The 21,812-nt window shown below is 44.6% G+C and carries 17 protein-coding genes, 2 tRNA genes and 2 rRNA genes; all 21 read left to right on the top strand.

What is annotated here, in order from left to right; genetic code table 11:
• Positions 1-7: 7 nt before the first annotated feature.
• The 21 genes from ABFG93_RS11200 to ABFG93_RS11100 all read left to right on the top strand — a co-directional run bounded on the left by ABFG93_RS11200 (position 8) and on the right by ABFG93_RS11100 (position 21,762).
• Positions 8-742 (top strand): VWA domain-containing protein, encoded by a 735-nt coding sequence (locus ABFG93_RS11200; RefSeq protein WP_347548134.1) that lies wholly within the window; start codon positions 8-10, stop codon positions 740-742.
• Positions 711-1,688 (top strand): protein kinase domain-containing protein, encoded by a 978-nt coding sequence (locus ABFG93_RS11195; RefSeq protein WP_347552820.1) that lies wholly within the window; start codon positions 711-713, stop codon positions 1,686-1,688. Before ABFG93_RS11200 ends, ABFG93_RS11195 begins: the two co-directional genes overlap by 32 nt.
• Positions 1,689-1,776: 88 nt before the next feature.
• On the top strand, positions 1,777-3,183 hold the full coding sequence (gene tilS, locus ABFG93_RS11190; RefSeq protein ID WP_347548133.1) for a tRNA lysidine(34) synthetase TilS: 1,407 nt from the start codon (positions 1,777-1,779) through the stop codon (positions 3,181-3,183).
• Positions 3,183-3,722 (top strand): hypoxanthine phosphoribosyltransferase, encoded by a 540-nt coding sequence (hpt, locus tag ABFG93_RS11185; RefSeq protein ID WP_347548132.1) that lies wholly within the window; start codon positions 3,183-3,185, stop codon positions 3,720-3,722. The genes tilS and hpt overlap by 1 nt, the downstream gene beginning before the upstream one ends.
• A gap of 70 nt (positions 3,723-3,792) precedes the next feature.
• A complete protein-coding gene (gene ftsH, locus ABFG93_RS11180) occupies positions 3,793-5,724 on the top strand; it encodes an ATP-dependent zinc metalloprotease FtsH (protein ID WP_347548131.1) in 1,932 nt (643 codons plus the stop codon).
• A 162-nt stretch (positions 5,725-5,886) separates the two neighbouring features.
• Positions 5,887-6,672: a type III pantothenate kinase gene (locus ABFG93_RS11175; RefSeq protein WP_347548130.1), complete on the top strand. Its 786-nt coding sequence runs from the start codon at positions 5,887-5,889 to the stop codon at positions 6,670-6,672.
• 164 nt (positions 6,673-6,836) lie between these two features.
• Positions 6,837-7,718 (top strand): Hsp33 family molecular chaperone HslO, encoded by an 882-nt coding sequence (hslO, locus tag ABFG93_RS11170; RefSeq protein ID WP_347548129.1) that lies wholly within the window; start codon positions 6,837-6,839, stop codon positions 7,716-7,718.
• An 87-nt stretch (positions 7,719-7,805) separates the two neighbouring features.
• The gene (gene cysK, locus ABFG93_RS11165) at positions 7,806-8,732 is read left to right on the top strand and encodes a cysteine synthase A (RefSeq protein WP_347548128.1); all 927 of its coding nucleotides are present in this window, start codon (positions 7,806-7,808) and stop codon (positions 8,730-8,732) included.
• 216 nt (positions 8,733-8,948) lie between these two features.
• On the top strand, positions 8,949-10,373 hold the full coding sequence (locus tag ABFG93_RS11160; RefSeq protein WP_431521993.1) for an anthranilate synthase component I family protein: 1,425 nt from the start codon (positions 8,949-8,951) through the stop codon (positions 10,371-10,373).
• Positions 10,374-10,391: 18 nt separating this feature from the next.
• Positions 10,392-10,979 (top strand): aminodeoxychorismate/anthranilate synthase component II, encoded by a 588-nt coding sequence (gene pabA, locus ABFG93_RS11155; RefSeq protein ID WP_347548127.1) that lies wholly within the window; start codon positions 10,392-10,394, stop codon positions 10,977-10,979.
• Entirely contained in the window at positions 10,963-11,817 is an 855-nt protein-coding gene (gene pabC, locus ABFG93_RS11150) for an aminodeoxychorismate lyase (protein WP_347552818.1), read from the top strand. The genes pabA and pabC overlap by 17 nt, the downstream gene beginning before the upstream one ends.
• 69 nt (positions 11,818-11,886) lie before the next feature.
• Positions 11,887-12,711, top strand: a complete 825-nt coding sequence (folP, locus tag ABFG93_RS11145) for a dihydropteroate synthase (RefSeq protein WP_347552817.1) — start codon at positions 11,887-11,889, stop codon at positions 12,709-12,711.
• Positions 12,712-12,726: 15 nt separating this feature from the next.
• Positions 12,727-13,092 (top strand): dihydroneopterin aldolase, encoded by a 366-nt coding sequence (gene folB / locus ABFG93_RS11140; protein WP_347548126.1) that lies wholly within the window; start codon positions 12,727-12,729, stop codon positions 13,090-13,092.
• A complete protein-coding gene (gene folK / locus ABFG93_RS11135; protein WP_347548125.1) occupies positions 13,085-13,609 on the top strand; it encodes a 2-amino-4-hydroxy-6-hydroxymethyldihydropteridine diphosphokinase in 525 nt (174 codons plus the stop codon). The genes folB and folK overlap by 8 nt, the downstream gene beginning before the upstream one ends.
• The gene (locus tag ABFG93_RS11130) at positions 13,561-13,773 is read left to right on the top strand and encodes a helix-turn-helix domain-containing protein (protein WP_347548124.1); all 213 of its coding nucleotides are present in this window, start codon (positions 13,561-13,563) and stop codon (positions 13,771-13,773) included. Before folK ends, ABFG93_RS11130 begins: the two co-directional genes overlap by 49 nt.
• A 25-nt stretch (positions 13,774-13,798) precedes the next feature.
• A complete protein-coding gene (gene dusB / locus ABFG93_RS11125) occupies positions 13,799-14,785 on the top strand; it encodes a tRNA dihydrouridine synthase DusB (protein WP_347548123.1) in 987 nt (328 codons plus the stop codon).
• 198 nt (positions 14,786-14,983) lie between these two features.
• Positions 14,984-16,477, top strand: a complete 1,494-nt coding sequence (lysS, locus tag ABFG93_RS11120; protein WP_347548122.1) for a lysine--tRNA ligase — start codon at positions 14,984-14,986, stop codon at positions 16,475-16,477.
• Positions 16,478-16,775: 298 nt separating this feature from the next.
• Positions 16,776-18,326, top strand: a 16S ribosomal RNA gene (locus ABFG93_RS11115).
• A gap of 107 nt (positions 18,327-18,433) precedes the next feature.
• A tRNA-Ile gene (locus ABFG93_RS11110) sits at positions 18,434-18,510 on the top strand.
• A gap of 57 nt (positions 18,511-18,567) precedes the next feature.
• Positions 18,568-18,643, top strand: a tRNA-Ala gene (locus ABFG93_RS11105).
• A 189-nt stretch (positions 18,644-18,832) separates the two neighbouring features.
• Positions 18,833-21,762, top strand: a 23S ribosomal RNA gene (locus ABFG93_RS11100).
• Together the 16S and 23S rRNA genes with 2 tRNA genes alongside form the textbook arrangement of a ribosomal RNA operon.
• The last annotated feature ends 50 nt before the right edge of the window (positions 21,763-21,812 follow it).

Raw genomic sequence — 21,812 nt, 5'->3', positions numbered from 1 at the left:
AGTCGAAATGAAGAAAGGAACACTTAGACAGATTCTACTGATTACGGACGGATGTTCCAACCAGGGGGAAGATCCGGTTGCAATGGCGGCTCTTGCGAGAGAGCACGGTATGACGGTGAACGTGATCGGCGTCATTGATGAAAATGAGCGGACAGATAGTGGACTAAAAGAGATTGAGGATATTGCGTTATCAGGAGGCGGCATCCACCAGCTCGTTTATGCAATGCAATTGTCGCATACGGTACAGATGGTAACTCGAAAAGCGATGACCCAGACGATACAGGGATTTATTCATAAAGAACTGCAATCCATTCTGGGAAGCGAAAAAGAGATAGAAGATTTACCTCCTGACAAGCGGGGGCAGGTGGTAGAGGTGGTAGATGAATTGGGGGAAACGATGGATCTTGAAGTATTAATCATGATCGATACAAGTGCGAGCATGCAGCATAAACTTCCAACTGTCGAGGATGCGCTCCTGGATCTTTCTATTAGTCTTCACTCTAGAATTGGAAACAATGAATACGCACTTTATGCATTTCCCGGGAAACGAAAGCAAGTAGAACAACTTATGAATTGGACACCTCAGATGAAAGACATCCATAAGATTTTTCCGAAGCTTACTTCAGGAGGAATTACGCCGACAGGTCCTGCCCTTAAAGAAGCCATTGAAGCTTATGAACAGAAACGCTCCAGGAGAGGACGACTTGAAGATGACCGCTACTTCGAAGAATCTGGCAGCTAATGTTCCTCGTGGAACAAGAATAAGAGGCAAATGGAGTCAGCAAAGCTACCTCATCATGAAGAGGCTCGGCAGCGGAGCACTCGGGACGGTTTATTTAGCAGACTCCGCCGTAGGACGAGTTGCTGTTAAGGTGGGCTGTGACAGTATGTCGATCTCTTCTGAAGTGAATGTTCTAAAACAGCTTTCGATGGTCCAGGGAACAATTCTTGGGCCGTTTTTCTATGAGATTGATGACTGGGAAATAAACGGCAAACGGTATCCATTTTATGTGATGGAATACATCGATGGTGAGCCGCTCTTCCCTTTTATAGAACGCAGAGGAAAAGAGTGGATTGGCATATTAACACTACAGCTCCTTCGGGATTTATCGGCCCTTCATCATGAAGGGTGGGCATTTGGTGACTTGAAGCCTGATAATCTACTCGTTGAAGGATCACCGCCGACGATGCGCTGGTTAGATGTTGGGGGTACGACAGCAATGGGGAGGTCTGTGAAAGAGTTTACTGAATTCTTTGATCGTGGCTACTGGGGCCTTGGCACACGTGTTGCAGAGCCATCATATGATTTGTTTTCGACTGCTATGATCATGATCAATTCTGCTTATCCACAGCGATTTGACCGTCCAAAGAAGGATTCAGCTCTATTCTTAATGAATAAGATTGAAAGTAGCGCGTTGCTTAGAGGATACAAACCTATTCTTAAAAAAGCGCTTTTAGGCAACTATCGTGATGCAGCAGAGATGCGACAGGAACTTTTTTTAAGTCTACAGGGGGTGAAGTCATCTGGAGGGATCCGAAAGGCGGATCAATCTCATTCAAGAGTGACTCAAAAAAGGAACCAATCAAGGCAAGGGAAACAAAAGCGCACTGGTTGGCTTGAAACGGTGCTGTTGTTTGCTTTTATTCTATTCTTCTATACTTTATACTTAATTAGCCACGTCTTTTAAAGAAAGAAGGGTTTGAAATAGACGAGGTTAGGATATTAGTACTAAAATGAAAAACTGTTTGAACAACAGAGCGAGAGGAAGACTGAAGTTGCTACAGGAAGTCGACCGATTTATCCAGAAACATAATTTGCTACACCATGGAGATATAGTTGTAACTGGTGTTTCAGGCGGGCCAGATTCTGTTGCTTTGCTTCACTATTTAAAAAGGAAAACGGCCGATTTAGAGCTAACTATTGTCGTTGCCCATGTAGATCACAAACTTCGGGGATATGAGTCAGCCGCAGATTTAACCTTCGTGGAACGTTTTTGTGAGCAGGAAGGAATTCGATTTGAATCTTCATCTGTTGATGTAGGACGCTATAAAGAAGAAAACGGCCTCTCAACACAGGTAGCTGCAAGAGAGTGTCGCTATGAGTTCTTTGAACAAGTGATGAAGAAATATAGTGCGACTCGCCTTGCCCTGGCGCATCACGGGGATGATCAAATTGAAACCATGATGATGAGGCAGGTTCATGGAAGTACAGGATCAGGATTAAGTGGTATTCCCGTAAAGCGGTCTTTTGCAGATGGAGAGCTTATTCGACCATTTTTATGTGTCACAAAAGAACAACTTTTAGACTATTGCAGCAAACATGACATTTCTTTTCGTGTTGATCCCTCAAATCTGAGTGATCGCTATATGAGAAATCGGTTCAGGCAGGCTGTTCTTCCTTTCTTAAAGGAAGAGAATCCAAATGTTCATACTAGGTACCAATTATATAGCGAGCGCCTTCAAAGTGATGAACAGTATTTAATGGACCTTGCGAACCAGCAATTAGGAGAAATAATCCTAGATCAAAATGACAAATTTGTGAAGATGGATAACAATGCGTATCATCGTCTTCCTATTCCTTTACAAAGAAGAGTGATTCATCTAATATTAAACTATCTTTATACAGGCAATACTCCTTTTTCTTCTATACATATTGAGGACTTGCAGTTAATGCTCGATTCTAAGCATCCTTCTGCTTCCCTTGATCTGCCCATGGAATTAAGGGCGGTAAAATCTTATACCACATCTTATTTTTCTTTTGAAACCTATTTGAAACCAGAACCGTATATGTATCATCTACCTTTACAGGGGACGGTGGAAACTCCGCTGGGGACGATTACCTCCATTTTGATTGAGGATACGCCATCTAATCTCTCGGGGGATGACTTACTTATTGAGGAAGATCTGCTTCCGCTTGTTGTACGCTCAAGGCGTCCTGGTGATCGAATTCAACCAAAAGGCATGATAGGAACGAAAAAGGTAAAGGATATTTTTATCGACCGTAAAATAGACCGTTCAGAACGCGATGTCTGGCCAATTGTCGAGGATGCGATGGGCCATATCGTTTGGGTCGCTGGAGTAGCTCGTTCTGAAAAAACATCACTGTCTGCAAAAAAGAAAAAGCGTGTGCATGTGCACTATGAAAAAAAACACTTACATAGGTTGGGAGGGCAATACCACTGATGTTGAACGAAATTCAAGAAACATTAATTAGTGAAGAACAAATCCAGGAGAAATGCCGTGAATTGGGTAAACGGCTTTCAGATGAGTACGAGGAGCGCTTTCCACTTGTGATTGGCGTACTCAAAGGTGCAATGCCTTTCATGGGGGACTTAACGAAGCGAATGACCTGTCATATTGAAATGGACTTTATGGATGTTTCAAGTTATGGTAATTCGACTGTATCGTCCGGAGAAGTGAAGATCATTAAAGATCTTGATACTTCTGTAGAAGGACGAGACGTCCTCATTCTCGAAGATATTATCGATAGCGGTTTGACCCTTAGTTATCTCATCGACCTCTTGAAATACCGTAAAGCGAAGTCGATTAAGATCGTAACACTTCTTGACAAACCGACAGGAAGAAAGGTTGACCTTAAACCTGATATTGCTGGCTTTATCGTTCCAGATGAATTCGTTGTCGGATATGGTCTTGATTTTGCTGAAAGATATCGTAACCTTCCTTTTATCGGGATTCTCAAGCCCGAGATTTATCAAGGTTAATTTGTTGTAGTTAGTTGTGCCAGTATGGTAAGATAATCTATGGTTTCCTGTTCGTGGGAGGAGGTAAGGAATGAATCGTATCTTCCGAAATACAATATTTTATTTGTTAATATTTCTCGTCGTAGTAGGTGTTGTTAGTTTCTTTAACGGAACGAACAATGAAACTAACGTGTTGGATTACGGCGAATTTCAATCAAAACTGAATAATGGTGAGATTCAAGAATTAACAATACAGCCTGAGCGAGGTGTCTACACTGTCACAGGTCAGTTAGCTGGCGGCGATGAAGATAGTGAAGAAAATACATTCGTTACGAATGTACCGGACTCTGAAAATGCTGTAGAGAATATTATTAACTCAGAAGACACAAAAGTGACTGTTGAAAAGGCTCCAGAACAAAGCGGCTGGGTTACATTTCTAACGTCAATTATTCCTTTTGTTATTATCTTCATTCTGTTCTTCTTCTTACTTAACCAGGCTCAAGGCGGCGGTGGCCGTGTCATGAACTTTGGAAAGAGTAAGGCAAAGTTATACAGTGAAGAAAAGAAGAAAGTAACATTTAAAGATGTTGCAGGTGCTGATGAAGAGAAGCAAGAGCTTATAGAGGTTGTTGAGTTCTTGAAAGATCCTCGTAAGTTTGCGGCAGTTGGGGCACGTATTCCAAAAGGGGTTCTTCTTGTTGGACCGCCGGGTACCGGTAAAACATTGCTTGCACGGGCTGTTGCTGGTGAAGCTGGAGTGCCATTCTTCTCGATTTCTGGTTCTGACTTCGTAGAAATGTTCGTTGGTGTCGGTGCATCCCGTGTACGTGATCTTTTCGAAAATGCGAAGAAAAACGCACCTTGTATTATCTTTATTGATGAAATCGATGCTGTTGGTCGTCAACGTGGCGCAGGTCTTGGTGGCGGTCACGATGAGCGTGAACAGACTCTTAACCAACTATTAGTTGAAATGGATGGATTTAGTGCTAACGAAGGTATTATTATCGTTGCAGCTACAAACCGTCCGGATATTCTTGATCCGGCACTTCTTCGCCCGGGACGTTTTGACCGTCAAATTCCGGTAAACCGTCCAGACGTAAATGGCCGTGAAGCAGTACTTCGAGTACACGCTCGAAACAAACCGCTAAGTGATGAAGTTGATTTGAAAGTCATTGCGATGCGTACACCTGGGTTCTCTGGTGCTGACCTTGAGAATTTATTGAATGAAGCTGCACTAGTGGCTGCTCGACATAACAAGACAAAGGTCGACATGAACGATATCGATGAAGCGACAGACCGTGTAATTGCTGGTCCAGCTAAGAAAAGTCGCGTTATTTCTCAGAAAGAAAAGAACATTGTTGCTTATCACGAAGCTGGCCATACAATTATTGGTACTGAGCTTGATAATGCAGATATTGTTCATAAAGTTACTATCGTTCCACGTGGTCAGGCTGGCGGTTATGCTGTAACTCTTCCTAAGGAAGATCGTTACTTGATGACTAAGCCTGAGTTGATTGATAAAATTATTGGTCTACTTGGTGGTCGTGTCGCAGAAGAAATTACGTTCGGTGAAGCAAGCACCGGTGCAAGTAATGACTTCCAGCGCGCAACGGCGATTGCTCGTAGCATGGTTACGGAATATGGTATGAGTGAAAAGCTTGGTCCGATGCAGTTTGGTTCAAGTCAGGGAGGAAACGTCTTCCTTGGACGTGATATCCAAAATGAACAGAATTATAGTGATTCATTTGCTAATGAAATCGATCTTGAAGTTCAGAAAATCATTAAGTCAGCTTATGAGCGCTGTCGCGAAATTCTAATTCAGAACCAGGACAAGTTGAATCTTGTAGCTGAAACGCTCAAAGAGATTGAAACTCTTGATGCTGAACAAATCCGTTCTCTAGTTGAAGAAGGTAAACTTCCTGAAGGGCATCATGCAAGTGGTACCTCAGAAGATGTGAAAGTGAACATCTCGAAAAAAGAAGAACAGCCTGAATCAAATGAAGAGCAAGGCGAGAAAGAATAAATAGTGCAAGCGAGGTGTCGATTATCCGACATCTCGCTTTTTTAGCATTTTTTCACTCCTAAGCAAACGTTTTCAAAAAAGTACTTCGTTTTTGGAAACAATTTATGGTATAACTATAGGGAGTATGACAGAAGCAGCTAAATTTTTAAATAAGGTGATAATATGATACTTGTGCTTGATGTAGGGAATACGAACATTGTTCTAGGTGTATACGAAGGGGAAGAACTTACGCATCACTGGCGAATGGGAACGAGCAGGAAGCAAACGGAAGATGAGTATGCAATGGTTATTAAAGGATTGTTTAATCATGAAGAGCTTTCTTTTGATGATGTAGACGGAATAATAATCTCTTCTGTGGTTCCACCGATTATGTTCGCGCTTGAGCGTATGTGCCAGAAGTATTTTCACCATAAACCATTGGTGATTGGTCCTGGAATAAAAACAGGATTAAATATAAAATATGATAACCCGAAAGAGGTAGGGGCTGACCGAATCGTTAATGCGGTTGCAGGAATCCACCTCTATGGTGCGCCGCTTATTATCGTGGATTTTGGTACTGCCACAACCTATTGCTATATTGATGAGCATAAACAATATGTAGGCGGTGCGATAGCACCGGGGATTAATATTTCTACGGAAGCCCTTTATATGCATGCGGCAAAACTACCGCGAATTGAAATTGCGAAGCCAAACCATATCGTAGGAAAAAATACTGTTAGCGCCATGCAGAGTGGAACGCTATATGGTTATGTGGGGCAGGTAGAGGGCATTGTCTCTAGAATGAAAAAGCATTCACCTAAAGAGCCAACGGTCATTGCAACGGGTGGACTTGCTTCATTAATTGCAGAAGAATGCGATCTTATTGATATTGTTGATCCATTCTTGACGCTAAAAGGCCTTCACTTAATTTATAATAAAAACAAAGAAGAGTTAAACGCATACCGATAAAGGGATGCGTTTTTCATTTTTTTCATAAATATTAGAAAGTTTGGCTCTATTAAGGGGCAGAGTAGGAAGATGAGAGCCCTCAGTCTGTCTGAATGGAACTTCTCGAAAAAATCATGTATCGTGTAAGTGGGCTCATGCCCGTTAGTGAAAGGAGATACTGTAAAATGAATGACTATTTAATTAAAGCCCTGGCGTTCGATGGCAATGTCAGAGCTTATGCGATAACAAGTACTGAAATGGTTGGAGAGGCACAGCGACGACACACAACATGGCCAACAGCTTCTGCTGCGCTTGGACGTGCGATGACTGCATCTACAATGTTAGCAACTGGACTTAAAGGTAAAGAAAAAATCACTGTGAAAATCGAGGGCGGTGGTCCAATTGGAGCTATTATTGTCGATGCCAACGCGCAGGGTGAAACGCGTGGTTACGTAAGTAATCCACACGTTCACTTCGATTTAAATGATAGCGGAAAGCTTGATGTGGCTCGTGCTGTTGGACGCGATGGTTTTCTCTCTGTTGTGAAGGATATTGGCATGCGAGAAAAATTCACAGGTCAGGTTCCGATCGTATCTGGAGAACTTGGTGATGACTTTACTTATTATCTCGTGACTTCAGAGCAGGTACCTTCCTCTGTAGGCGTGGGTGTTCTTGTTAATCCTGATAACTCGATTCTTGCAGCTGGCGGTTTTATGATTCAATTACTTCCGGGTGCTGCAGAGGAAACAATCCGTTTTATTGAGAAACGAATCGAAGCTATTCCACCGATTTCTATGCTCATCCAGGCTGGGAAAACACCTGAGGAGATTTTAAATGAGCTACTTGGAGAAGAGAATATTAAAATCCTTGATAAAATGCCAGTTAAATTTGAGTGCAGCTGTTCGAAAGAACGCTTTTCAAACGGTATTATGGGTCTAGGTAAGGAAGAAATTAGCAGTATGATTGAAGAAGATGGCGAAGCTGAAACAGCCTGTCACTTCTGTAATGCTCATTATCATTTTTCAAAAGAAGAGCTAAAAGAATTGTACACTGAAAGCAAATTATAATAAATTCAAAATTGACACTATTTGAACTAAATGCTATTCTTTTAAATAGATAATCCCTATAAAAACACTCGGGTTTTAGGAGGCGTGATGATGAGAGTAGCAAATTCAATTACAGATTTAATCGGTCAAACACCAATTGTAAAACTGAATCGCATCACAGATGACAACCATGCAGAGGTCTATTTAAAGCTGGAATTCATGAATCCAGGAAGCAGCGTCAAAGATCGTATAGCACTAGCTATGATTGAGGCTGCTGAAGAGAATGGTGAACTCAAAGCTGGGGAGACGTTCGTAGAGCCTACAAGTGGAAACACTGGTATTGGTCTTGCGATGGTTGCAGCTGCAAAAGGTTATCAGGCAGTATTAGTAATGCCTGATACGATGAGTATGGAGCGTCGTAATCTATTGAAGGCTTACGGAGCCAAGCTTGTGCTAACTCCAGGTTCTGAAGGAATGGGTGGAGCAATCCGTAAGGCAGAAGAGCTAGCTAAGGAACATGGGTATTTCATGCCACAGCAGTTCAAGAATGAGGCAAATCCAGAAGTACATCGTCGCACAACAGGTAAAGAGATTGTCGATCAGATGGATCAGCTTGATGCTTTTGTTTCCGGAATCGGTACAGGTGGTACGATAACAGGGGCAGGAGAAGTCTTGAAAGAGCATTTCCCATCTATCAAGCTTTATGCCGTAGAACCAACAGATTCCCCGATCTTGTCTGGTGGGAAGCCCGGTCCTCATAAAATCCAGGGAATTGGCGCTGGATTTATTCCTTCAATTCTTGACACCGAATTGTATGATGAGGTGATTCAAGTTCAAAATGAGCAGGCTTTTGAATGGGCAAGAAAAGCCGCTCGTGAAGAAGGCGTACTAGGTGGTATTTCATCTGGTGCAGCTATATACGCAGCACTTGAGGTAGCCAAAAAGCTTGGTAAAGGTAAGAAAGTACTTGCAGTGATTCCAAGTAATGGTGAGCGTTATCTTAGTACACCGCTTTTCCAATTTGACGACGAGTAATAATCATCTGAGCAGTCCTTTTATAGGGCTGTTTTTTTATAGGTAACATCTTCTTATTGAAAAAAACAACTGAGGAATAGCCAGGTTTTTCTAATGTGCATTAATCTAACATTTGGGGAGCATAAAAAGGATGAAGCATCAGGCGACTTCATGTAAAATAGAGGGATAAACTGAGCAGGAGCTAAGGCTTAGCATGTGAATAGGGGTGTAAAGATAGTGCTACATCTAGAAAAAACAGCTCGCATTCCGATCTACGAGACACTTGAACTAGAAGCTGATGAGTGGTTTGCGCGATATAAACAGTTTATCGATAACAGGAAAGAGCACATCCTTTTGGACAGTACGCGTGGTGGTCGTTATAGTATGTTTGGAATCAAACCGATGGCCTATTTATCCGGTCATGGTCGTACTCTTTCTATTATTGAAAATGGGAAGGAAGAAATCCATAAGGGGAATTTACTTGATTTGATGCAGTGGTGGATGGAGCATCAAGTGAGTGAAACGGATGAACATCTGCCAGATTTCCAGGGTGGAGCCATGGGGTTCTTGAGCTATGATATATCTCGACAGATTGAGACGTTACCAGAGTTATCAAAAGATGATCTTGAATTGCCAGAGCTTTCCTTTATTGTGTATGAAGACGTTGGGGTTTATGACCATATGAAACAGAAGCTCTGGTTGATCGCCCAGGTAGAAGTCGGGAAGGAAAGCGAAGCACAAATGCGGCTAGCAGCATACAGCAATGAATGGTCGAAACCTATAAAGGTTATCGCCGATCGCCCTGCTTTATTTAAAAATGAGGATAAACCAATTTTTTCAATGAGCGAAGCGACTTTTGCTGATGCTGTTAGGAAAGTACAGGAGTACATTTCAGCTGGCGATGTGTTTCAGGTAAACCTTTCACTTAGAGAGTCACGAAGATTGTATTCAGAACCGCTAGCAGTTTATGAAAAACTGAAAGAAATTAATCCTTCCCCGTATATGGCCTTTATTCATACAAATGAATTTGATCTTGTGAGCGCTTCTCCAGAGCTTCTCATAAAGAAAAAAGGTGACGAGCTTAGTACGAGACCCATCGCAGGAACGAGGTCAAGGGGTAAAGATAATCTAGAAGATGAACGCCTCGCACGGACTCTCATTGAAAATGAAAAAGAACGTGCTGAGCACGTCATGCTAGTTGATCTTGAACGGAATGATTTAGGGCGTGTTTGCTCCTATGGAACAGTGGAAGTAGATGAGTTTATGGTGATTGAAAAATACTCGCACGTTCAACACATTGTTTCAAATGTTCGTGGAACATCCGCTCCTGGAAATTCAGCCTTTGATGCAATAAAAGCCACTTTTCCTGGTGGAACGATTACAGGGGCCCCGAAAGTTAGAACGATGGAAATTATAGAAGAACTTGAGCCAGTACGTCGTGGCGTTTACACTGGTTCTATTGGGTGGATCGGATTTAATGATGATATGGAGTTGAACATCGCTATTCGTACAATGGTGATAAAAGATCATATCGCCCATGTCCAGGCAGGGGCTGGAATTGTAATTGATTCCAATCCTGAAGCAGAGTATAAGGAGTCTTTAAAGAAAGCAAGAGCGCTCTGGAAAGCGAAAGAGTTAACTGAAGAGTTCAGCAGAGATTAGCTTAGAGGAGGAATTAACATGATTTTGATGATCGATAATTATGATTCATTTACGTATAACCTTGTGCAGTACCTTGGAGAAATGGGTGAGGAACTTATCGTGAAACGGAACGATCAGATCACCATAGAGGAAATTGAAAGACTTAATCCTGCATTTATTATGGTGTCCCCTGGTCCATGCAGCCCGAATGAAGCCGGAATCAGCATGGAAGTCATCTCCCGTTTTGCAGGTGAGATCCCGATCTTTGGAGTTTGCCTCGGGCATCAGTCTATCGCTCAGGTGTTCGGAGGAGATGTTATTAAAGCGGAGCGGCTAATGCACGGAAAAACATCTGAAATGCATCATGATGGCAGGAGTGTTTTTAAAGGAATCGAAAATCCATTTACAGCCACAAGGTATCATTCATTGATTGTTAAAAAAGAAACGCTTCCGGACTGTTTTGAAATCAGCGCCTGGACGGAAGAAGGCGAAATTATGGCCATTCGACATAAGGAGCTGGCGATTGAAGGGGTTCAATTTCATCCTGAATCCATTATGACTGGCACCGGGAAAACCCTCCTCAAGAACTTCATTGAAACGCATCGTAAAAATGCTTATAAATATTAATGGACATGTGCTTGATGAGAAGGATGCGGTCATTTCAGCTTTTGACCATGGTTACCTCTACGGAGTTGGCGTCTTTGAGACTTTCCGAACGTATAATGGGCATCCTTTTTTATTTGATGATCATTTCAACCGATTAATCACTTCCCTTGAAGAGCTGCAAATCTCCTTACCGTACACGAAAACGGAATTACTTGATGAAGTGATGTGGACTATAAATGCGAACCAGATGAGGGATGCTTATATTCGATTGAATATTTCGGCAGGGGCTGGTGAGGTTGGGCTTCGAACAGACCCTTATCAATCTCCTACAATGATTATTTATGTGAAGCCAATTGGTGAACCTGTACGAAAAGAAAAGCGCGGCATCATTCTATCTCTAAAAAGGAATTCTCCGGAGGGAGCATTGAGGTTAAAATCACATCACTATCTCAACAATATCCTTGCAAAGCGCGAGGTTGGAGATGAGCCATCTATTGAGGGTATCTTTTTATCTCAAGAAGGCTTTCTTGCTGAAGGAATTGTCTCCAATTTGTTCTGGGTCAAGGATGAAAAGCTCTATACGCCCTCCCTTGAGACCGGAATACTCAATGGCATCACACGTCAATATATTATGCACGCTTGTAAAAGACTTGGAATTCCGGTTGTAGAAGGAAACTATGATAAACAGGTACTACTAGAAGCTGACGAAGTATTTGTAACAAATTCGATTCAGGAAATTGTTCCATTGTGGCAGGTTGAACACGTCCCTCTTCCGGGCTTGAATGGTTCTGTTACAAACAGGCTTATCGTTCAATATGAACAACATCGTACTTCGTTACTTAGTCGAACTGATTACTAACCAGAAACAATTGGACGTAAAGGAGTGAGCCGTTTGGCGACGGTAATTGATAAACAGACGAACCATCCAATGGTGATGGAATGGCGGGACAGGCTAATTGATTGGAATCAGAAAACATGGGTAATGGGAATTGTGAATGCAACACCGGATTCTTTTTCCGACGGAGGAAAGTACAACACGTCAGAACAGGCAGCGGCACATGCGCTGCAGCTAGTTTCTGAAGGAGCAGATTTAGTTGATATTGGCGGCGAATCTACTCGACCGGGAGCTGTCCCTGTTTCTCTAAATGAAGAGCTTGAGCGTGTCATCCCTGTTATTAAAGCTATTCGTAAGGCGGTTGATGTCCCGATTTCCATTGATACGTATAAGGCTGAGGTTGCGAACCAGGCTATCCTTGCAGGGGCAGATATCATTAACGATGTGTGGGGTGCAAAAGCAGATCCTGAAATGGGTATGGTTGCTGCAGAGCATGCAGTGCCGATCATCTTGATGCATAACCGTTATGATACTGATTACGGAGATATTATGTCTGATGTGAAAAGAGACATCGAAGAGAGTATTTCTATCGTTCGTCAGGCAGGGGTATTGGATCGAAACATTATCCTTGATCCAGGCATCGGATTTGCTAAAACGTATGAGCAGAATCTTGAAGTGATGCGAAGACTTGATGAGTTCGCTGCACTCGGCTACCCTGTTTTACTTGGCACCTCTAGAAAGTCGATCGTCGCGAAAACTCTGAACGCTCCACCCCATGAAAGAATGGAAGGTACCGGAGCAACGGTGTGCCTTGGTATCGAAAGAGGCTGTCAAATTGTTAGGGTACATGATGTAAATCCAATTGCGAAAATGGCTAGAATGATGGATGCTATGCTTAAGCCAGAGCTTAATGACTAAAGGAGGCTGAAGTGAATGGATAAGATCTATCTGAACGGAATGAAATTTTACGGTTATCACGGCGTTTTTCCTGAAGAAAATAAGCTTGGCCAGCGTTTTTATGTAGACCTTACGCTTGAAGCAGATCTTTCTAAAGCAAGTGAATCTGATGATTTAAATTATACGGTTAACTACGCTGATGCGTATAACACGATTAAAGAGATCGTAGAAGGCAAACCGAGAAAGCTCGTTGAAACGATTGCTGAAGAAATGATTAAGAAAATGTTCGAGACGTTTGATATTGTGGAGGCCTGTACTGTAAAGGTCATTAAACCCGATCCGCCCATTGATGGTCATTATGACTCAGTTGCGATTGAGATGAAGAGGAAGCGAAATGAATAGCGTATTTATTGGTATTGGTTCCAATATAGGGGATCGAGAAAGTTATATTAAAACATCTTTAAAAAGAATTCAAGAATATCCTGGAGTGAACATCGCTGATACATCTTCGCTGTATGAAACAGCTCCGGTTGGCGTGACAGAACAGGCGGCTTTTCTTAATATGGTGGCATTATTGGAAACCGAAATGAATGCTTTTCAATTGCTTGAAATTCTTCAAGGGATTGAACAATCTCTTGGTAGGGAGCGAGATATTCGCTGGGGTCCTCGAACAATAGACCTTGACATTTTGCTCTATAATCACGAGAATATTGTAGCAGAGGGTCTTGTCATTCCTCATCCGCGACTTCTTCAGCGGGGATTTGTTATCATCCCTTTGCATGAACTGAGTCCGGATGTAATTATCCCGACTACCAATAAGCGAATTGATGCCTATTATAATCATATAGAAGATAAAGAAGGTGTACGTCTATGGAAGCAGAAATCTACGGGAGACGTATTCGGGCTTTTCGAAAGCTAAAAGGTTATACTCAAGAACAGCTTGCTAAAGACCTGGGTGTTTCGGTTTCCGTTCTTGGAGAAATCGAGCGTGGAAATCGTAAGCCAACCAATGATTTTATGCAATTAGTAGCTAAACAGCTCCGAGTTTCACTTGAAGAGCTTTTCCCTACTGAACAGAAATAACAGAAATAAGAAATGAGGTGAAGGCATGTTAAAGATAGGAGATATCACACTTAAAAACCCTGTTGTACTTGCACCGATGGCTGGTGTATGTAATCCGGCATTTCGTCTGATCGCACGGGAATTTGGTGCTGGTTTGGTATGTGCGGAAATGGTTAGTGATAAAGCAGTTCTGCACAAGAACGATAAAACAATGGATATGCTGTATGTGGACGATCGTGAAAAACCAATGAGTCTTCAGATTTTTGGAGGAGAAAAAGAAACCCTTGTTGGAGCGGCTCGTTATGTTGATCAAGCAACTAATGCTGACATAATCGATATTAATATGGGATGCCCTGTTCCTAAAATTACAAAATGTGATGCTGGAGCAAAATGGCTTCTGGATCCAGAGAAGATTTATGAAATGGTTTCAGCAGTGACGAAGGAAGTTGAAAAGCCTGTTACTGTTAAGATGCGCACAGGATGGGATGAGGAGCACATCTATGCGATCGAAAACGCTAAAGCGATTGAGGCTGCAGGCGGGAAAGCAGTAGCTCTTCACGGACGTACGCGTGTGCAAATGTATGAAGGTGAAGCGGATTGGGATATTATTAGGCGTGTGAAGGAGTCTGTATCTATTCCGGTAATTGGAAATGGAGATGTTAAAACTCCTCAGGACGCTAAGAGAATGCTGGATACCACAGGTGTAGATGGTGTCATGATTGGACGAGGAGCTCTAGGTAACCCATGGATGCTTTATCGTACCGTTCAATTCCTTGAGACAGGCAAAATCCTTGATGATCCAACCCCTCGAGAAAAAATTGATGTTGCGATGCTCCATTTAGACCGCCTTGTTTTGCTTAAAGGTGAAAATGTGGCCGTTCGTGAGATGCGCAAGCATGCAGCCTGGTATTTGAAGGGACTTCGAGGTAACGGCAAGGTTCGTAACGCGATTAATGAAACGAATACGAGAGATGGTCTGGCTGAACTGCTTTATGGTTTTATTGAAGAGATTGAATCCAAACAGGCGGTTTGACTTTCAAACTAACATTTCCTATACTACTGCTAGGAAATAACCGACTGCTAGTAGACTTTACTGGCAGTTTTCTTCATATATAACATGATACACCCGGGGCATTTGTCATTACTTTTTGATTAAGGAATGCTTGCTATTCATACTGCTTTCCGATAAAGTTATAGCGGGATAAACATAGATTTGACAGGAGTGATAGAGATGAGTCAAGAGCTTGAACTTAATGACCTTCTAAGAGTAAGACGAGAAAAGCTGGATGTTCTTAAAGACAAAAACATCGATCCATTCGGACATCGATTTGACCGTTCTCATACCGCAAGCAAAATGCTAGAAGAGTTTGATTCTTTTTCAAAAGAAGAGCTTGCCGAGCAAGAAAAGACAGTTTCGCTAGCGGGTAGAATTATGACGAAGCGAGGAAAAGGAAAAGCTGGATTTACTCATATTCAAGATTTAACTGGCCAGATCCAATTATATGTTCGTAAAGATACAGTTGGTGATGAGCAGTACGATCTTTTTGATTCAATGGACATAGGGGATATCATTGGCGTTAGCGGTGAAGCCTTCAAAACGAAAGTAGGAGAGCTATCCGTAAAAGTAAGTGATCTTCACCTGCTTTCAAAGTCTCTTCGTCCACTACCAGATAAATTCCATGGCTTAAAAGATGTAGAACAGCGCTATCGCCAGCGTTACCTTGATCTGATTATGAGTCCTGATTCAAAAGAAACCTTTATTGCTAGAAGTCGTATCATTCAATCGATGAGACGCTATCTAGATGATCAGGGATTCCTTGAAGTAGAAACTCCAATGATGCATTCTATTCCAGGGGGAGCATCTGCACGCCCATTCGTTACGCATCACAATGCGCTCGATATGGAATTGTACATGCGTATTGCAATTGAGCTTCACTTAAAGCGTCTGATCGTCGGCGGCATGGAGCGAGTGTATGAGATTGGTCGCGTCTTCCGTAATGAGGGCGTTTCAACGCGTCACAATCCTGAGTTTACGATGCTTGAATTGTATGAAGCGTATGCCGATTACAAAGATGTTATGTCATTAACCGAGCAAATGGTTGCTCATATTGCTAAAGAAGTTACTGGTTCTACAACCATTCAATATGGTGAACATGAAATTAACCTTGAGCCAGAGTGGAAGAGACTTCACATGGTAGATGCAGTCAAGGAAGTAACGGGTGTAGACTTCTGGCAGCAAATAACTGACGAAGAAGCCCGTTCTCTTGCTAAAGAACATGGAGTCGATGTGAAAGAAACAATGGAATTTGGACATGTTGTAAATGAATTCTTTGAACAAAAGGTAGAAGATACACTTATTCAGCCTACATTTGTTTATGGTCATCCTGTTGCTATTTCTCCACTTGCAAAGAAAAATCCAGAAGATGCTCGCTTCACAGATCGTTTTGAACTATTTATTGTCGCGCGTGAGCATGCGAATGCATTTACGGAGCTTAATGATCCTATTGATCAAAGAGAGCGTTTTGAAGCTCAGTTAGTAGAACGTGAGCAGGGAAATGATGAAGCACATATGATGGATCATGACTTTATCGAGGCTCTTGAATACGGATTGCCACCAACCGGAGGATTAGGTATTGGTATCGATCGTCTTGTTATGCTTCTAACAAATGCACCTTCTATTAGAGACGTTCTCCTATTTCCTCAGATGAGAAACACTGAAAGATAATATAGCTTGAAATGAAGTCCTCAAACGGGCTTCATTTTTTTTATGCGTTTTTTCATTAAAAGTATTGCAACATATTTCAACACATGGTATATTAATACTCGCCGTTAAAAACGCGGCACAAACGATTTAAACAATTTAAAAAAATTATTGACGCTGACTTATCCTGTGTGTTACACTAATAAAGTCGCTGAAAACGACATTGAAAGAAACGAATTGATCTTTGAAAACTGAACGAAACGCCATGTAAGTAGTTGTTTCTACGGAAACAAACATTGTTTTAAAAGCTAGATTAAGCTTTCTATCGGAGAGTTTGATCCTGGCTCAGGACGAACGCTGGCGGCGTGCCTAATACATGCAAGTCGAGCGGAGATTTGGGAGCTTGCTCCCAAATCTTAGCGGCGGACGGGTGAGTAACACGTGGGCAACCTGCCCTGCAGACTGGGATAACTCCGGGAAACCGGAGCTAATACCGGGTAATACATCGCACCGCATGGTGTGATGTTGAAAGTTGGCCTCTGGCTAACACTGCAGGATGGGCCCGCGGCGCATTAGCTAGTTGGTAAGGTAATGGCTTACCAAGGCGACGATGCGTAGCCGACCTGAGAGGGTGATCGGCCACACTGGGACTGAGACACGGCCCAGACTCCTACGGGAGGCAGCAGTAGGGAATCTTCCGCAATGGACGAAAGTCTGACGGAGCAACGCCGCGTGAGTGACGAAGGCCTTCGGGTCGTAAAGCTCTGTTGTTAGGGAAGAACAAGTACCGTTCGAATAGGGCGGTACCTTGACGGTACCTAACCAGAAAGCCACGGCTAACTACGTGCCAGCAGCCGCGGTAATACGTAGGTGGCAAGCGTTGTCCGGAATTATTGGGCGTAAAGCGCGCGCAGGCGGTCCTTTAAGTCTGATGTGAAAGCCCACGGCTCAACCGTGGAGGGTCATTGGAAACTGGGGGACTTGAGTGCAGAAGAGGAGAGTGGAATTCCACGTGTAGCGGTGAAATGCGTAGATATGTGGAGGAACACCAGTGGCGAAGGCGGCTCTCTGGTCTGTAACTGACGCTGAGGCGCGAAAGCGTGGGGAGCAAACAGGATTAGATACCCTGGTAGTCCACGCCGTAAACGATGAGTGCTAGGTGTTGGGGGGTTCCACCCTCAGTGCTGAAGTTAACACATTAAGCACTCCGCCTGGGGAGTACGACCGCAAGGTTGAAACTCAAAGGAATTGACGGGGGCCCGCACAAGCAGTGGAGCATGTGGTTTAATTCGAAGCAACGCGAAGAACCTTACCAGGTCTTGACATCCTCTGACAATCCTGGAGACAGGACGTTCCCCTTCGGGGGACAGAGTGACAGGTGGTGCATGGTTGTCGTCAGCTCGTGTCGTGAGATGTTGGGTTAAGTCCCGCAACGAGCGCAACCCTTGATCTTAGTTGCCAGCATTTAGTTGGGCACTCTAAGGTGACTGCCGGTGACAAACCGGAGGAAGGTGGGGATGACGTCAAATCATCATGCCCCTTATGACCTGGGCTACACACGTGCTACAATGGACGGTACAAAGGGCAGCAACACCGCGAGGTGAAGCGAATCCCATAAAGCCGTTCTCAGTTCGGATTGCAGGCTGCAACTCGCCTGCATGAAGCCGGAATTGCTAGTAATCGCGGATCAGCATGCCGCGGTGAATACGTTCCCGGGCCTTGTACACACCGCCCGTCACACCACGAGAGTTTGTAACACCCGAAGTCGGTGGGGTAACCTTTATGGAGCCAGCCGCCGAAGGTGGGACAAATGATTGGGGTGAAGTCGTAACAAGGTAGCCGTATCGGAAGGTGCGGCTGGATCACCTCCTTTCTATGGAGAATTACGAGGTAACATTGGTTACCAACCTTACATGAGCGTTTCGTTTAGTTTTGAAAGAGCAATCCTCTTTCGATATCATATTGTTAATGAGTTTTTATGGGCCTGTAGCTCAGCTGGTTAGAGCGCACGCCTGATAAGCGTGAGGTCGGTGGTTCGAGTCCACTCAGGCCCACCATAAAAATCCACGTTGACACGTCAAGTTCATTTTGGCATATTGCCTTTTGGACAAAACGGGGCCTTAGCTCAGCTGGGAGAGCGCCTGCCTTGCACGCAGGAGGTCAGCGGTTCGATCCCGCTAGGCTCCACCAACTACATCTACTAATCATAACGATGTGAAAGCATCATTGCTAATAGTAGCCATGTTCCTTGAAAACTAGATAGCATAAACAACGACATCCAATAATTATTATTTTTTTGCGTTAAATCTTTAGTAGTTAGTCACATCTAACGATGTGCATCGACGAAGTTAGAAGCGTTAAGCGACTAATGTAGTCTAAGGTTAAGCTACTAAGGGCGCACGGTGGATGCCTTGGCACTAGAAGCCTAAGAAGGACGGGACGAACACCGATATGCTTCGGGGAGCTGTAAGTACGCTTTGATCCGGAGATTTCCGAATGGGGGAACCCACCATCCGTAATGGGATGGTATCCATTTCTGAATACATAGGGAATGGAAGGCAGACCCGGGGAACTGAAACATCTCATTACCCGGAGGAAGAGAAAGCAAATGCGATTTCCTGAGTAGCGGCGAGCGAAACGGAATCAGCCCAAACCAGAGGGCTTGCCCTCTGGGGTTGTAGGACGTCTCTTTGGAGTTACAAAGGCACGGATAGACGAAGCGACCTGGAAAGGTCCATCACAGAAGGTAACAATCCTGTAGTCAAAATCCGCTGCCCTCCGAGACGGATCCTGAGTACGGCGGGACACGTGAAACCCCGTCGGAATCTGGGAGGACCATCTCCCAAGGCTAAATACTCTCTAGTGACCGATAGTGAACCAGTACCGTGAGGGAAAGGTGAAAAGCACCCCGGAAGGGGAGTGAAAGAGAACCTGAAACCGTGTGCCTACAACTAGTTGGAGCCCGTTAATGGGTGACAGCGTGCCTTTTGTAGAATGAACCGGCGAGTTACGATCCCGTGCAAGGTTAAGCTGATAAGGCGGAGCCGCAGCGAAAGCGAGTCTGAATAGGGCGACAGAGTACGTGGTTGTAGACCCGAAACCGGGTGATCTACCCATGTCCAGGGTGAAGTTCAGGTAACACTGAATGGAGGCCCGAACCCACGCATGTTGAAAAATGCGGGGATGAGGTGTGGGTAGCGGTGAAATGCCAATCGAACCCGGAGATAGCTGGTTCTCTCCGAAATAGCTTTAGGGCTAGCCTCGCGGCAAGAATCTTGGAGGTAGAGCACTGATTGGACTAGGGGTCCTTACCGGATTACCGAATCCAGTCAAACTCCGAATGCCAACGATTTATCCGCGGGAGTCAGACTGCGAGTGATAAGATCCGTAGTCGAGAGGGAAACAGCCCAGACCACCAGCTAAGGTCCCAAAGTATACGTTAAGTGGAAAAGGATGTGGCGTTGCTTAGACAACCAGGATGTTGGCTTAGAAGCAGCCATCATTTAAAGAGTGCGTAATAGCTCACTGGTCGAGTGACGCTGCGCCGAAAATGTACCGGGGCTAAACGTATCACCGAAGCTGTGGATTGTCTTACGACAATGGTAGGAGAGCGTTCTAAGGGCTGTGAAGTCAGACCGAAAGGACTGGTGGAGCGCTTAGAAGTGAGAATGCCGGTATGAGTAGCGAAAGACAAGTGAGAATCTTGTCCGTCGAAAGCCCAAGGTTTCCTGAGGAAGGCTCGTCCGCTCAGGGTTAGTCGGGACCTAAGCCGAGGCCGAAAGGCGTAGGCGATGGATAACAGGTTGATATTCCTGTACCACCTCCTTTCCGTTTGAACGACGGGGGGACGCAGGAAGATAGGGAGAGCGCGCTGTTGGAAATGCGCGTCCAAGCGATTAGGCTGGTGAATAGGCAAATCCGTTCACCGTGAAGGCTGAGTCGTGATGGCGAGGGAAATTAAGTACCGAAGTCCCTGATTCTACACTGCCAAGAAAAGCCTCTAGTGAGGAAAGAGGTGCCCGTACCGCAAACCGACACAGGTAGGCGAGGAGAGAATCCTAAGACGATCGGGAGAACTCTCGTTAAGGAACTCGGCAAAATGACCCCGTAACTTCGGGAGAAGGGGTGCTTCCTCGGGTGAATAGCCCAGGGGAGCCGCAGTGAAAAGATCCAAGCGACTGTTTAGCAAAAACACAGGTCTCTGCAAAGCCGTAAGGCGAAGTATAGGGGCTGACACCTGCCCGGTGCTGGAAGGTTAAGAGGAGGGGTTATCCCTTACGGGAGAAGCTCTGAATCGAAGCCCCAGTAAACGGCGGCCGTAACTATAACGGTCCTAAGGTAGCGAAATTCCTTGTCGGGTAAGTTCCGACCCGCACGAAAGGTGCAACGACTTGGATACTGTCTCAACGAGAGACCCGGTGAAATTATAGTACCTGTGAAGATGCAGGTTACCCGCGACAGGACGGAAAGACCCCATGGAGCTTTACTGTAGCCTGATATTGGATTTTGGTACAGCTTGTACAGGATAGGTAGGAGCCATAGAAGTCGGACCGCCAGGTTCGATGGAGGCGTCGGTGGGATACTACCCTGGCTGTACTGACATTCTAACCCAGCACCGTGATCCGGTGCGGAGACAGTGTCAGGTGGGCAGTTTGACTGGGGCGGTCGCCTCCTAAAGTGTAACGGAGGCGCCCAAAGGTTCCCTCAGAATGGTTGGAAATCATTCGCAGAGTGTAAAGGCACAAGGGAGCTTGACTGCGAGACCTACAAGTCGAGCAGGGACGAAAGTCGGGCTTAGTGATCCGGTGGTTCCGCATGGAAGGGCCATCGCTCAACGGATAAAAGCTACCCTGGGGATAACAGGCTTATCTCCCCCAAGAGTCCACATCGACGGGGAGGTTTGGCACCTCGATGTCGGCTCATCGCATCCTGGGGCTGAAGTAGGTCCCAAGGGTTGGGCTGTTCGCCCATTAAAGCGGTACGCGAGCTGGGTTCAGAACGTCGTGAGACAGTTCGGTCCCTATCCGTCGCGGGCGCAGGAAATTTGAGAGGAGCTGTCCTTAGTACGAGAGGACCGGGATGGACACACCGCTGGTGTACCAGTTGTTCCGCCAGGAGCATAGCTGGGTAGCTACGTGTGGAAGGGATAAGTGCTGAAAGCATCTAAGCATGAAGCCCCCCTCGAGATGAGATTTCCCACAGCATTAAGCTGGTAAGATCCCTTAGAGATGATGAGGTAGATAGGTTCGGGGTGGAAGCGTGGCAACACGTGGAGCTGACGAATACTAATCGATCGAGGGCTTAACCTAAAAACGAAAAGCGAAGTGAGCCGTTTGGCTCACGGACCTGGACATATTGG

Source organism: Pseudalkalibacillus hwajinpoensis (genome assembly GCF_039851965.1).
GTDB lineage: Bacteria > Bacillota > Bacilli > Bacillales > Guptibacillaceae > Guptibacillus > Guptibacillus hwajinpoensis_E.
This window is presented reverse-complemented; position numbering and strand designations above follow the sequence as displayed.